The sequence below is a fragment of the Clostridium sp. AM33-3 genome (genome assembly GCF_003480315.1).
GTDB lineage: Bacteria > Bacillota > Clostridia > Lachnospirales > Lachnospiraceae > Brotaphodocola.
Window position 1 is genome coordinate 1 of record NZ_QUIV01000010.1, and the last position, 14726, is coordinate 14726.

The window sequence follows — 14726 nt, forward strand, 5'->3', positions numbered from 1 at the left end:
GAAGGCGGTCTCTTTCACTTCCGGACCTTTATTCAGCTTTGTAACTCAAATTTTTATTTGAGGTATTTCTCCATCATCGGGCACACATCCAGTGTCGCAAAGTAATCCTGCGGGGTCTCTGCTCTGCGGATCATCTGTACGGAGCCATCCTCCTTTAAGAGCAGCTCAGCGGATTTCAGCTTTCCGTTGTAGTTGTAGCCCATAGCGAATCCGTGTGCTCCGGTATCGTGAATGACTAACAAATCACCCATATCGATCTGCGGAAGCATGCGGTCGATGGCGAATTTATCGTTGTTCTCGCAGAGAGAACCTGTTACATCGTACTTATGATCGCACGGAGCATCCTCTTTTCCTGCTACGGTAATGTGATGGTAAGCACCATACATAGCCGGGCGCATGAGGTTTACTGCACAGGCATCCACGCCGATATACTCTTTGTGAGTGTGCTTCTCATGAATGGCCCTGGTCACCAGACAGCCGTAAGGTGCCAGCATAAAACGGCCAAGCTCGGTATAGATTGCCACATCGCCCATACCAGCTGAAACAAGAACCTCCTCATATACCTTGCGGACACCCTCACCGATCGCCATAATATCATTCGGCTCCTGCTCCGGGCGATATGGGATTCCGATTCCGCCGGACAGGTTGATGAAGGTAATGTGCGCACCGGTCTCCTCTTTCAGCTTAACAGCCAGCTCAAACAGAACCTTTGCCAGCATCGGATAATACTCGTTGGTTACCGTATTGCTTGCGAGGAATGCGTGCATACCGAAGTTCTCCGCGCCCTTTTCCTTCAGGATCTTGTAGGCCTCAAACATCTGCTCGGTAGTCATGCCGTATTTTGAATCTCCCGGATTATCCATGATGTCGTTGCTGATCTTAAAGATTCCGCCCGGGTTATAGCGGCAACTGATCGTCTTCGGGATAAAGCCCAGAGTTTTCTCTACGCACTCGATGTGGGTGATATCATCCAGGTTGATGATAGCGCCCAGGTCATTGGCCAGCTTGAATTCCTCCGGCGGAGTATCATTGGAGGAGAACATGATATCATGGCCGGAGAAACCGGTTGCATCAGACATCATCAGCTCAGTTGCAGAGGAACAGTCCGTACCGCAGCCATACTCCTGCAGGATTTTCAGAATATAAGGATTCGGAGTTGCCTTTACCGCAAAATACTCCTTATATCCCTTGTTCCAGGAAAATGCCTCTTTTAAACGCTTTGCGTTCTCACGGATTCCTTTTTCATCGTACAGATGAAACGGTGTCGGATAGGTCTTTGTGATCTCCTCTAACTGTGCTTTGGTTACAAATGGTTTCTTCTCCATGGTATCTCCTCTCTAAAATCAACGGATGCGCCAATGGCGTTTCCTCAATATACAAAATAAAAGAAAGAAGCCTGATCAGGCCGCAATCAAACTGATTGTAACCTATATCAGACTTCTTTGTCCAGTTCTTTCTATGAATATGAAAAATTACTCAACAACTACCACACGCATGATATTGGTGCTGCTTGCCGGCTCGTGGCGGGTGTTCTTGCTTACCACGCCTGCGGTTACAACTGCCACATCTCCGCTCTTGACTACATTTTTTTCTTTCAGAAGCTCAACCGAGGACTCAATCAGAAGGTCTGTGGAGTCTGCGCGTCTTGCCTGGAACGGCTTTACGCCCCAGTAAATCTGCATCTGGCGTACTGCGGTTGCGCTCGGGGAAAGGCCGATTACGGTTGTGCTTGGTCTCCACTTGGACAGCAGACGGGTGGTAAATCCGCTGATGGACGGAGCGATGATAACATCTGCCTCCAGGTCATGAGCGGTGGATACAGATGAGTAGCAAACTGCGTTGGAAATATTCTTGCGATTTGCAGTGGAAACTCTTCTCATGCGGTATGCATTATAATCCAGGTACTGCTCGGAAGTCTCACAGATCTGAGCCATCATTTTCAGAGCCTCTACCGGATATTTACCCATAGCGGTCTCACCGGAAAGCATTACTGCGTCAGTTCCGTCGTAAACTGCGTTTGCAACGTCGGTTACCTCTGCACGGGTCGGACGCGGATTACGGATCATGGAATCCAGCATCTGGGTTGCGGTGATAACCGGCTTGCATGCCAGATTACATTTGCGGATGATGGTCTTCTGGATATGCGGAACCTGCTCAGCCGGAATCTCTACGCCCATGTCACCACGCGCTACCATGATGCCGTCGCTGGCCTCGATGATGTCATCCAGGTTCTCGATACCCTCTGCGTTCTCGATCTTTGCGATGATCTGGATGGAAGAACCAGCCTCATTTAACATAGCACGGATCTCGCGGACAGCATCTGCGGTACGGACGAAGGAAGCTGCGATGAAATCGAAGCCCTGCTCGATACCGAAGCGGATATCTGCTTTATCCTTCTCAGTCAGTGCCGGAAGCTTGATCTTAACGTTCGGTACGTTTACGCCCTTGCGCATTCCGAGCTCGCCTCCGTTTACAACGGTGCAGACGATATCGGTGCCGTTTACTACTTCCTGAACCTTAAGCTCGATCAGGCCATCATCGATGAGGATGGTATTGCCTGCCTCAACATCTGCCGGAAGTCCGTTGTAGTTGATGAAGCCGATCTGGTCGTCGCCGACAATCTCACGGGTGGTCAGGGTGTAGGTCTGACCCTCTTTTAAGGTTACTTTCTTCTCGTCTTTTAACAGGCCGGTACGGATCTCCGGTCCCTTGGTATCCAGAAGTGCTGCGATCGGGAGATCCAGCTCATCACGAATGCTCTTTAACATATCCAGGCGGGACTTCTGCTCTTCATAATCACCATGGGAGAAATTGAAACGCGCGATGTCCATGCCGTTCTCAGCAAGCGCCTTCATCAGATTGCGGTCGTTGGTGTTTGGTCCCATAGTACAAATGATCTTTGTTTTTTTCATTGATGTGTTGTCCTCCAAAATAGTTTTATAAATCTGTTAACATGAAACTAATCTATTTATTGCACAGAATCCTTTGTAACATGCTGATGCGTGTACAAATGATCCTGACAATACTCATAATTGCCCTCGCATTTGGAACAGTACCGGAACTCTAACTCCGGACCATCCAGCTCGGTTCTGCCGCACACCGCACAGCGGTGACGGGTCTTGCCCGGAACGACGATCTTCGCCTGCTGTTTGAATTCCTGCCGGCGTTTGATCTCCTTCGGCGCGTAGCGCCTGTAGTTTCGGGTCATCAGGAAAAACAGGATAATGGTGATCATGGAAATCACCAGCTCTACCTTCACGGCGATTCCTCCTGTGATAAAATCATACAGATAAACGGCTGTCTCCGCAACTGCCATCCATTTTGCCTTGACCGGAAGCACAAAAAACAGATAAAACTGCGCATCCGGGTTGATGATGCAGAAGGCCAGGAACAGAGAAGCGTTCAAAAATCCGGTGGATAACAGCCAGTACTGATGAAATACCAGGTAGCCCACAAAGGATGCCGCAATCTGTGCCAGCACTCCCATAAAGAAGAATACGTTGAAGCGGAAAGAGCCCCAGACATATTCCAGTGTCTGTCCCAGATTATAATATAGAAATAACGCGATCAGTCCATAAAAGATCTGGGTGAAGCTAAAAGAGCCAAAGGCCGGCGGATAGATCAGAAAAGTGACCAGGCGCCAGATCTGTCCATGCAGGATCATACCCACATTCAGGCTCAAATAGTTATAGTAGATCATGGGATCTAGCATCCACACGATCAGGCCGACCGCATAAAGAATGGTGATGTAATACATCAGATTGCGGATCGCGTATTTCTGATACTTTCGTTCAAAATTCGAAAAAAATTTCATGCAGTTTCCTTCCTTATAAAATATCATCAGAACAGGTTCCGTTTTGCAAAGATCCACGCTACCGCGCAAGTCAGGATCACGGAAAGTACGATGACGATGACGAATCCATAGGGATTCGTTGCAAACGGCATACTGCTGCTCAAGACATTCATGCCGTAAAAGCTGGACACCATGGTCGGGATCGACATGACGATGGTGATGGTAGCCAGAAACTTCATGACGATATTCAGGTTGTTCGAAATAACCGATGCAAACGCATCCATGGTTCCGCTTAAAATGCCGCTATAGATGTTGGCCATCTCGATGGCCTGCTTGTTCTCGATGATGACATCATCGAGGAGGTCTGTGTCTTCCGGATACTTCTTGATCTTCTCACTCTTTAAGAGCTTCTCCAGCACCACCTCATTGGAACGAAGGGAGGTAGTAAAGTACACAAGGCTCTTCTGCAGCTCCAGGATCTCGATGAGCTCCTGGTTTCGTGGAGATTTGTAAAGTTCTTTTTCTACAATATCACTCTTTTTATCAATAATACGCAGATACTGCAGGTAAAGGGACGCATTCTTGTACAGGATCTGAAGAATAAAGCGTGTCTTCATATAAGTAAAGAAGTCACGGACTCTTCCATCCATAAATGCGTTCAGGACCGGAGTTTCCTCCAGGCACACGGTAATGATGATGGTGTCAGACATGATAATGCCCATAGGGATGGTTACATACCAGTCTTTTTCGTTTCGTTCCTCGATCACAGGGATATCCACGAGGATCAGGCTGTAGTGATCTTCAATTTCAATACGGGACCGTTCTTCCTCATCCAGAGGTGCCCGGACATGATCCGGGTCGATCTCATAACGTTCCGCGATCTCGAGGATCTCCGTCGCTGTCGGGTTGGTTAATGCAATCCAGCAGCCAGCTTCTGCTTCATCGATCTGATGGATCGCGCCATCTTCCGTTTTAAATATGCGTATCATGCGTCTTTGGTTCCTTTCCCCTGTTTCGGCTATCTTATTATAAATTCTGAGTTCCTGTTTGTCAAATCTATTGACCGTTCTTTTTCACTTCTGACAGAAGTTATACAATTTCTTAACTAATTTTTTACGCTTCTATAAATTGTAATATGGAAGATTTTATGTTAAACTCTGCACTGTACACTGAGAGAGTGTGTGTTTTTAGATAAGGAGGCAGGGGTTTTCCCCGCATCAAATGAATTTATTACATAATAATACCCTAGGAATCGATATTGGTTCAACAACCGTTAAAATCGCAGTATTAGACAGTGAACAGCATATCTTATTTACCGACTACGAGCGCCACTATGCTAACATTCAGGAGACGCTCGCTCTTTTATTATCAAAGGCAAAAGAAAAGCTCGGTGAGATGACTGTTTCCCCAAGCATCACCGGCTCCGGCGGACTGACACTTTCCGGACACTTAAACGTGCCCTTCACCCAGGAGGTCGTAGCCGTTGCTACTGCCCTTCAGGATTATGCCCCGCAGACCGATGTGGCCATTGAGCTTGGCGGTGAAGATGCCAAGATCATTTACTTTACAGGAGGCATCGACCAGCGCATGAACGGAATCTGCGCGGGCGGCACCGGTTCTTTCATTGACCAGATGGCGTCCCTCTTACAGACGGATGCAGCCGGTCTGAACGAATATGCCAAAAATTACCAGATGATCTACCCGATTGCAGCCCGCTGCGGCGTTTTCGCAAAATCCGATATCCAGCCGCTCATCAATGAAGGAGCTACAAGGGAAGATCTGTCCGCATCCATTTTCCAGGCGGTGGTCAACCAGACCATCAGCGGTCTGGCCTGCGGCAAGCCGATCCGCGGCACCGTGGCATTTCTTGGCGGCCCGCTCCACTTTTTACCGGAGCTTCGCCATGCCTTCATCCGCACCCTGAACCTGGATGCCGATCACATTGTCGCACCGGATCATTCTCATCTGTTTGCTGCCATCGGCGCAGCCATGAACGCAGACGAGAAGGTGACCGTATCCTTAAGCGATATGATCAGCCGCCTCACCTCCGGCATCAAGATGGAGTTTGAAGTCAAGCGTATGGATCCGCTCTTTGCATCCCAGGAAGATTATGACGCATTCCAGGCCCGTCATGCACAGCATCAGGTGAAAAAAGGTGACTTATCCACCTACAGCGGCAGCTGCTACCTGGGCATTGATGCCGGTTCCACCACCACCAAGGTGGCTTTGGTCGGCGAAGACGGAAGCCTGCTTTACAGCTTTTACGACAACAATAACGGAAGCACCATTGCCACCGCCATCCGGGCTATTTCCGAGATTAAGGAAAAACTGCCAGAGACCGCTCATATTGCCTGGTCCTGCTCCACCGGATACGGTGAGGCCCTGTTAAAATCCGCCCTGATGTTAGACGAAGGCGAGGTGGAGACCATCTCCCACTACTACGCAGCTGCATTCTTTGAACCGGATGTAGACTGTATTCTGGACATTGGCGGCCAGGACATGAAGTGCATCCGCATCAAAGACCATACCGTAGACAGCGTCCAGTTAAACGAGGCCTGCTCTTCGGGCTGCGGCTCCTTCATCGAGACCTTCGCAAAGTCCTTAAACTATTCTGTCATCGACTTTGCGAAAGAAGCTCTCTTTGCAAAGAATCCGACTGACCTGGGCACCCGCTGTACCGTATTCATGAACTCCAACGTCAAACAGGCCCAGAAGGAAGGGGCTACCGTTGCGGATATCTCCGCCGGTCTTGCGTACTCCGTCATCAAAAATGCGCTGTTTAAGGTTATCAAGATCACCAGCGCATCCGACCTGGGCAAACACGTTGTGGTTCAGGGCGGTACCTTCTACAATGATGCTGTTCTGCGAAGCTTTGAGAAAATCGCAGGCTGCGAGGCCGTCCGCCCGGACATTGCCGGTATCATGGGTGCATTTGGAGCCGCTCTCATCGCGAGAGAACGCTGCAATCCGCAGAAGGGCACTTCCATGCTGTCCCTTGACCGGATTCTTTCCTTAAAATATGAAACCTCCATGGCACGCTGCAAGGGCTGCACCAACCACTGTGTCCTCACCATCAACCGGTTTGACGGCGGACGTCAGTTCGTCAGCGGCAACCGCTGCGAGCGCGGCCTTGGAAAAGAAAAGGCCAAAAAAGAGATTCCGAACCTGTTTGACTACAAGTATCACCGCATGTTCGACTATGAGCCCCTTCCGGCAGATGAAGCCGAACGCGGTACCATCGGTATCCCGCGGGTCCTGAACATGTACGAGAATTTCCCATTCTGGGCTACTTTCTTAAAGGAACTGAAATTCCGTGTGATCCTGTCCCCGCAGTCCACCAGAAAGATCTACGAGCTGGGCATCGAGTCCATCCCGAGTGAATCTGAGTGCTACCCGGCCAAGCTGGTGCACGGTCATATTTCCTGGCTCATCCGTCAGGGTGTACGCGATATCTTCTATCCGTGTATCCCCTACGAGCGTAACGAAACTCCGCAGGCAGGCAACCACTACAACTGCCCGATGGTCACCTCTTACGCCGAGAACATCAAAAACAATGTGGAAGAGCTCACTGAGTTTGATGTCCACTTCATGAATCCGTTCTTCGCCTTCACCAACGAGGAAGTGCTGACAAAACAGCTCATCGTAGAATTTGGCAAAGAATATGATATATCCTCTGTCGAAGTGCAGAAGGCAGCACACGCTGCATGGGAGGAGCTTCTGGCATCCCGCCGCGACATGGAGAAAAAAGGAGAGGAAACCATCGCCTGGTTAAAGGAGCATGAGCGTCACGGCATCGTGCTGGCCGGCCGGCCTTACCATGTAGACCCGGAAATCAACCACGGTATTCCGGAGCTCATCACCTCCTACGGTTTTGCGGTTCTTACCGAGGATTCCATCTCCCACCTGGCTGACGCAGAGCGCCCGCTCATCGTTACCGACCAGTGGATGTACCACTCCAGACTCTACCGCGCCGCAACCTATGTGAAGAACAGCGAATGCCTGGATCTGATCCAGCTTAACTCCTTCGGCTGCGGCCTGGATGCCGTCACCACCGACCAGGTACATGATATCCTGACCGGTTCCGGCAAAATTTATACCGTATTAAAGATTGATGAGGTCAATAACCTGGGCGCGGCAAGAATCCGTATCCGTTCCCTTATCGCAGCCTTAAAGGTGCGCCAGCAGAAGCATTTCGAGCGCAAAGTTGTATCCAGCGCTTACAACCGTGTCATCTTTACCAAGAAGATGAAGAAGGACTACACCCTGCTCTGCCCGCAGATGTCTCCCATCCACTTTGAACTGATCGAACCGGCTATCCGCGCCTTCGGCTACAAGATTGAGGTTCTGAAAAATGACAGTAAAAGTGCCGTAGATGTGGGCCTGCAGTATGTCAACAATGACGCCTGCTACCCGTCCCTGATCGTCATTGGCCAGATCATGGATGCACTGTTATCCGGCAAATATGACTTAGACCATACAGCCGTCTTCATGAGCCAGACCGGCGGCGGCTGCCGTGCCTCCAACTATATCGGATTTATCCGCCGTGCACTGGACAAGGCAGGCATGCCGCAGGTTCCGGTCATCTCCGTCAATGCCAACGGCATGGAGACGAATCCGGGCTTTACCTTCACCCCAAGCCTGATCACCAAGGCTATGCAGGGCGTAGTTTACGGCGATATCTTCATGCGCGTGCTCTACGCAACACGTCCTTACGAAAAAGTGCCGGGCTCCGCAAACGCGCTGCATGAAAAGTGGAAGGCACGCTGCATCAAGAGTCTCTCCACCCGTTCTGCAAATATGATGGAGTTCGGACGAAACATTAAAGGAATCATCCACGATTTTGATGAACTGCCACGTTTAGACGTGAAGAAACCGAAGGTCGGCATTGTCGGTGAGATTCTGGTTAAGTTCTCCCCACTGGCCAACAACCACATCGTGGACCTGCTGGAATCCGAAGGAGCCGAAGCTGTGATGCCGGATCTGATGGACTTCTTACTTTACTGCTTCTACAACAGCAACTTCAAAGCAGACCATCTTGGCGGCAAGCGCTCCACTGCCCGCCTGTGCAATTTAGGAATCTCCTTACTGGAATACTTCCGCAAGACTGCACGAAAAGAACTGGAAGCCAGCAAGAACTTCACCCCGCCGTCCCGCATCTGGGAACTGGCAGATATGGCAAAGCATTATGTATCCCTGGGCAACCAGACCGGTGAAGGCTGGTTTTTAACAGGCGAAATGCTGGAGCTGATTCACAGCGATGTCAAAAATATCGTCTGCACCCAGCCGTTCGGATGTCTGCCGAACCACATCGTAGGAAAAGGCGTCATCAAAGAACTGCGCGCATCTCATCCGGAAGCCAACATCATCGCAGTCGATTACGACCCTGGTGCCAGCGAAGTAAACCAGTTAAACCGGATCAAGCTGATGCTGGCCACAGCGCAGAAACAGCTGCTCGCGGAAAATGACAAAGCGATTTCATAAAAATAGCAATTATAGGACGGAACTAATAAAGGTCCGGAAGAGAACGAGACCGCCTTCCTCTATTTTCACATATCCTTGTTTGCATCTTGATATGCTGAAAATCCCGGAAGGCGGTCTCATTCATTTCCTATTGTATTGGCTCCGCTACAAAAGACATGGACTACAACCCATATTCACTCTGCCATAAAATAAAACACTGCCAGAACATTACTATTCCCAAACAGTTACAGCTGCGGGGATAAAATTTTCAGCAGTTCTTCCCTGGTGAGGCTGCCGATGGAAACCTGCTCCCCGGATATAATCTGGTCTGCCAGATCCTGCTTCTGCTCCTGAAGCTTTAAGATATTTTCCTCTACGGTATCTTTCATGATCAGCTTAAATACCGATACCTGTTTTTCCTGACCGATGCGGTGTGCGCGGTCGGTTGCCTGGTTCTGGGCTGCCACGTTCCACCACGGATCGTAATGGATGACAACATCGGCAGCAGTTAAATTCAATCCGGTTCCTCCGGCCTTTAAGGAAATGAGAAAGACCGGTGTATCATCAGTCTGAAATGCTCCGGCCATGCGGATACGCTCTTCCTTCGGGGTTGCCCCCGTCAGTTCATGGAAGGTGATACCCTCTTTCTTTAAGCGTGCTCCGATCAGTTCTAACATGGATGTAAACTGGGAAAACAACAGAATCTTGTGTCCGCCTGCGATACCACCCGTGATCAGCTCCATACAGGTATCGAGTTTTGCAGAACCGCCTTTATAACGGTCAAAGCACAGTGACGGATCACAACAGATCTGGCGCAGCCTGGTGAGCTCTGCCAGCACCTGGATACGCTCGCTTCCATAGGTATCGCCGCTCATCTGCTCCAGTTCTTCCTTTAATGCCAGCGCATGAGCCGTATAGAGCTGCTTCTGCTCATCCTCTGCCATAGAATAAACCACAGTTTCCAGCTTGTCCGGAAGATCTTTTAAGACATCCTTCTTTAAACGCCGCAGAACAAAGGGCCCGGTAAGGCGCCGCAGACTCTCCAATGCATACGTATCTCCGTCTTTGACAATGGGTGCTTCAAACTGCCTGCGGAAGTGGGAATAGGTGAATAAAAATCCCGGCATCAGGTAATCGAAAATGCTCCACAGCTCCGCCAGACGGTTTTCAATCGGCGTACCTGTCAGCGCGCAGCGGGTCTGAGCCTTGATCAGCTTCACTGACTTGGCGCTCTGGGTCAGCGGGTTCTTGATATACTGCGCCTCATCAATGACCTGAAAACGGAACTGGAATGGTTCATAGCAGGTGATATCGCGCTTTAGCAGATCGTAGGAAGTGATGAGGATCTGAGGGTGGCGGATTACTGCTGTTTTCAAGGCTGCTTGCGTAGTTTCCATTCCTGTTTGCACTGCAATGCGCAGAATCTCTTCCCGCTCCGGCGCAGTGCCGGTCACAGTCTGCACCGTGAGTCCCGGCGCAAACCGTTTCAGCTCATTCTCCCAGTTGTAAACCAGGGATGCCGGACAGATGATCAGGGACTGAGACTCCGGATGCTCCTGGGCCTCGGCCTGCAAAAGCGCAATGATCTGGATCGTCTTTCCAAGTCCCATATCGTCTGCCAGAATTCCGCCAAAGCCATTCACATCCAGAGTCTTTAACCATCGGTAACCAGTTTTCTGGTAACCGCGCAGCACCTGCACAAGAGACGCCGGAACCACATAGTCACTGTCCTCCACTGACTTCATACCGCGGACCACCGCCCGAAACAGATTATCCCGGTAAAAGGTAATGCCGCTGCCCTCTTTTAACACACTGTCTAAATAAAGAGCACGGTAGACCGGAACCTTGACAGTGCCGGATAACAATTCTTCCCGCCCAATACCAAGACTGTCTGTCATACGGGCTACCGTCATCAGCCCGTTTTCACCGACATCTAAAAATTCTCCGTTCTTTAAGCGATAATACCTCTTCTTCGGATCGTAGCCGGCCAGGATATCTAATAGCTCGCTCCGGCTCATACCCTCTGCATCCACGTTCAGTTCCAGCCATCTTCCCGATGTCTGAATGCCTACCTTCACCTGCGGTGACGGCAACACGCGGATCTTTCTCGCCGCATCTGTTATCAGGACCTGCCCCAGGGAGATGAATTCTTCCATTCCCTCCGAAAGCAGGCGGTACAATGCTTCCTCGTCATTTCGGATCACCAGATATTCCGACTCGCCATCCCGGTACTGGAAATACCGGGTAATCACCTGACTGATCTTAAACTCCCCCGGCACGTCACGGCAGATGATCCGCGGCACCTTGTCATCATTGAGGGGCGAGAAAGAAAAATCGCCGTAGGACAAAAGCGGTTTCATGGTAATCTCGTCCGGTCCGGAACTGTCAAAGGAGAATTGCGCTTTCAGCTCCTTCGGTCGGTAGCTTTCCAGGTCTACATCGTGGACGGCAAGCTCCGCGTAGGGAAGGATTTTCTGCAGCACACGCTCATAAAACAGCGGAATATCACGCTCCTGAATGTCCAGGGTGTGGCTCTTTTTATCTTTCAGCACCTGCTCTAAAAACACGCCAAGTTCCCGAGATTCATTCTCATCAAGACACACCAGGCTTGTATCGTTGCCCACATACCAGCCCCGCTCTCCGGGAATGCCAAAGAGCTCCTGGTCTACGGAAACGGCAATACCGTCGCGTCCTGCCCGGCAAATCTGTATCGGAAGGCGCATGCAGTCCTGCTTCACCTGCACCGTGCAGTGGGTTCCGTCACCGAACTCCACCTCCAGATTCCGGTTCTCCATCAGCTGAAAGAAACGGTCCCGGTTGGCCCGGTTTAAATTCAGGGTGCGAAGTCCCTGCATGGTGACAAAGGAGCTTTTCCGAAACTGCTCAAAATGCTCCTGATAGACCTGCACCAGCTCCAGCAGCAAGGTGCAAAGCTCCCTGTCCTCCTCCGCAAAAACGTTCAGGCTGTGATGAAAGGTCAGCTGCTTTCCGTAGGATACGCTGGCCCCCGTACGCACAGCCTCAGCAAAGGCCATCAGGTCCTTTATAATATAAAAACGATCCCGACCCAGTTTGAATTCCAGACTGGCAGAACCGTTTTTTAACATCAGGCGCGGCACCAGCCGAATTTCTGTCTCTTCAGCATCTTCAATGATCTTTGCCACTTCCCGGTTGGTATACTCCCGGATCATGGTACGAATTTCCTGAGACGTGGAGACAGGACGGCCGGAATGCTGCTCCTGTTCTTTTTTCCATTGTTCCCACACAAGCTTTGCGTGCGCGCACATGCCTCTGCAGGAATTTCCATTTACACAAGAACAAGAGTAGTCACGAACCTGACTACCCTTGACATATAAGCTCACCTTATATAAAGTATCTCCGTCCTGGACAGAAGCCCGGATTCCCTGCTCCCCCTTCCAGAACGTGCTGGTGGCGGACTCCGTTATCTTCATAAAGTGCCTCCTTGCGCCTATACATGCCTCAGCTCGATTCCGCTTCGCTCCATCTCGCTGCGCGGGCTTCGCCCTATAGATGCCAGCAAATCCCAAAGGCTCTGCGAGCAAGCTCACTCGCCTTCGGGATTCACTGTCCTCTGCATGTCACTGCTGTAACATCACATTCTAGATGGCGCCTCAAATCCGAGTACCTGGATGCATGCCTCCAGCACGCGTTTTACCAGAGTAATAAGGGCGATCCAGCCTGCCTGGCGCGCTTTGTCCTCCTCTGCCAGGATACGGGTATCGTGGTAGAAGCTGTTGAAGGCATTGGACAGGTCGAAAATGTACTGACAGATCTTGTGAGGTGCGGTCTCTGCGAAGGCGTTCTCCATCACATCGTTGTACTTGGACAGTTCCAGCATCAGGGTCTTCTCCGCGTCGCTGACTGCCGGAAGAATCGTCTCTGCCTTTATACCCGGATTCTGTGCCTCATACTTGCCCAGAATGGATTTGATGCGGACAATGGTGTACAGAATATACGGGCCGGTATTTCCCTCGAAGGAGATGAAACGGTCAATATCAAACACATAATCTTTGGCTGCCTGATTGGACAGGTCACCGTATTTTAAGGCTGCAAGTCCGACAATCTTTGCTGTCTCCTTGGCCTCTGCCTCGTCCATGCTGCGATTTTCCATGATACGGTTGTAAACAGCCTCATCGATATCCGCGATGAGGTGTTCCAGACGCATCACACCGCCCTCTCTGGTCTTAAACGGCTTGCCGTCTTTACCGTTCATGGTTCCGAAACCGATATGGATCATAGGAGTTTCCGGTTTTACATAACCGGCCTTCTTCGCCACACGGAATACCTGCTTAAAGTGAAGCTCCTGACGCTTGTCTGTAATGTAAACATACTTAACCGGCTGAAAATCCTTCTCACGCTGGATGATGGTTCCCAGGTCAGAGGTTGCATACAGAGCAGCTCCGTCAGACTTGCGGACGATACACGGCGGCAGCTCCTTGGAGTCGGTCGGTTCGGTGACGTCTACAACCAGAGCGCCCTGGCTCTCGTATGCCAGGCCTTTGTCCTGCAGATCCTGGATCAGCCACGGAATATACTCTTCCGCATCGCTCTCGCCTTTCCAGAGTTCGAAATGAACATCCAGGTTGTCATAGTTTCTCTTTAAATCAGCCAGGGAAACGTTCATAATGTGCTTCCAGATGGCAGTAAACGGCGGATAGCCTTTCTGAAGCTTAAAGGTAGCAGTCTGGGCGCGCTCCTTAAAAGCCTCGTCCACTTTGGACTTGCCGCTGGCGGTCGGGTAGATGTCTTCCAGCTCACTGATGGTAAATGGTGGCTCAGACGGATACTCTCCGGTGTAATTCTCATCAAAATAAACCAGATCCGGCTTACGGTCACGCAGTTCCTCGATAATGAGTCCCATCTGCAGACCCCAGTCACCCAGATGTACGTCACCAATCATATTGTAGCCTAAATATCGGCCCATGCGCTTTACGCTTTCACCAATAACAGCAGAACGCAGATGGCCGACATGCAGCGGCTTTGCCACGTTGGCTCCGCCGTAGTCCACAATGATGGTCTCACCGTGGCCTTCTTCCTCCACACCAAGCTTCTCTTCCCTGGCCATGCCGTTCATGAAATCAGCAAGATAAGCGGCATTTAAGCGGATGTTGATGAAACCAGGCATCACGGCATTGATCTCGGAAAACATGGTGTCGCCGTTTAACTTCTCTACCACCTCATTTGCAATGTCGATGGGTTTCTTTTTATAAGCCTTGGCTGCAGCCATAGCACCATTGCACTGGTACTCACATAAGTCCGGGCGGTTGGATAAGACAACCTTTGCATAAGACGCATCGTAGCCACAGGCGGTAAATGCAGACTTCATCTCGTCTGCGATCAGATCCAGAATTCTCTTCACCTTTTTCTCTCCTTTGATCTTAGTTCTTCCTTTTATCCTGATGTATTATTATACCTGATTTACGGGTAAAATGCAAGAAAAGGGATCGCACCG

At 50.5% G+C, this 14726-nt stretch carries 7 protein-coding genes; 1 reads left to right on the forward strand and 6 read right to left on the reverse strand.

Features of this window, described 5'->3' with window-relative positions; translation table 11 throughout:
• Window positions 1-53: 53 nt before the first annotated feature.
• From DW819_RS07510 to DW819_RS07525, 4 genes are all read right to left on the reverse strand, one after another.
• Entirely contained in the window at window positions 54-1325 is a 1272-nt protein-coding gene (locus DW819_RS07510; RefSeq protein WP_118732767.1) for a diaminopimelate decarboxylase, read from the reverse strand.
• A gap of 147 nt (window positions 1326-1472) precedes the next feature.
• Window positions 1473-2912 carry a pyruvate kinase gene (gene pyk, locus DW819_RS07515; protein ID WP_118732768.1) on the reverse strand — a complete coding sequence of 480 codons (1440 nt, stop codon included), beginning with the start codon at window positions 2910-2912 and terminating at the stop codon, window positions 1473-1475.
• Between the two features lie 56 nt (window positions 2913-2968).
• A complete protein-coding gene (locus DW819_RS07520; RefSeq protein WP_118732769.1) occupies window positions 2969-3814 on the reverse strand; it encodes a hypothetical protein in 846 nt (281 codons plus the stop codon).
• A gap of 26 nt (window positions 3815-3840) precedes the next feature.
• The gene (locus tag DW819_RS07525) at window positions 3841-4782 is read right to left on the reverse strand and encodes a magnesium transporter CorA family protein (protein WP_118534430.1); all 942 of its coding nucleotides are present in this window, start codon (window positions 4780-4782) and stop codon (window positions 3841-3843) included.
• A gap of 232 nt (window positions 4783-5014) precedes the next feature.
• Between DW819_RS07525 and DW819_RS07530 the strand changes: the two genes are divergently transcribed.
• Window positions 5015-9274, forward strand: a complete 4260-nt coding sequence (locus DW819_RS07530; RefSeq protein ID WP_118732770.1) for a 2-hydroxyacyl-CoA dehydratase — start codon at window positions 5015-5017, stop codon at window positions 9272-9274.
• A 224-nt stretch (window positions 9275-9498) separates the two neighbouring features.
• Here DW819_RS07530 and DW819_RS07535 read toward each other — a convergent pair whose 3' ends face one another.
• Together DW819_RS07535 and argS are read right to left on the reverse strand one after the other, a co-directional pair.
• On the reverse strand, window positions 9499-12705 hold the full coding sequence (locus tag DW819_RS07535) for a DEAD/DEAH box helicase (protein WP_118732771.1): 3207 nt from the start codon (window positions 12703-12705) through the stop codon (window positions 9499-9501).
• Window positions 12706-12866: 161 nt separating this feature from the next.
• The gene (gene argS, locus DW819_RS07540) at window positions 12867-14633 is read right to left on the reverse strand and encodes an arginine--tRNA ligase (protein WP_118732772.1); all 1767 of its coding nucleotides are present in this window, start codon (window positions 14631-14633) and stop codon (window positions 12867-12869) included.
• Between the last annotated feature and the right edge of the window lie 93 nt (window positions 14634-14726).

Bases quoted from the DNA above. Each gene is read 5' to 3' on its own strand.
- DW819_RS07510 (WP_118732767.1), bottom strand. From the start codon at position 1,325: ATGGAGAAGAAACCATTTGTAACCAAAGCACAGTTAGAGGAGATCACA.
- pyk (WP_118732768.1), bottom strand. From the start codon at position 2,912: ATGAAAAAAACAAAGATCATTTGTACTATGGGACCAAACACCAACGAC.
- DW819_RS07520 (WP_118732769.1), bottom strand. From the start codon at position 3,814: ATGAAATTTTTTTCGAATTTTGAACGAAAGTATCAGAAATACGCGATC.
- DW819_RS07525 (WP_118534430.1), bottom strand. From the start codon at position 4,782: ATGATACGCATATTTAAAACGGAAGATGGCGCGATCCATCAGATCGAT.
- DW819_RS07530 (WP_118732770.1), top strand. From the start codon at position 5,015: ATGAATTTATTACATAATAATACCCTAGGAATCGATATTGGTTCAACA.
- DW819_RS07535 (WP_118732771.1), bottom strand. From the start codon at position 12,705: ATGAAGATAACGGAGTCCGCCACCAGCACGTTCTGGAAGGGGGAGCAG.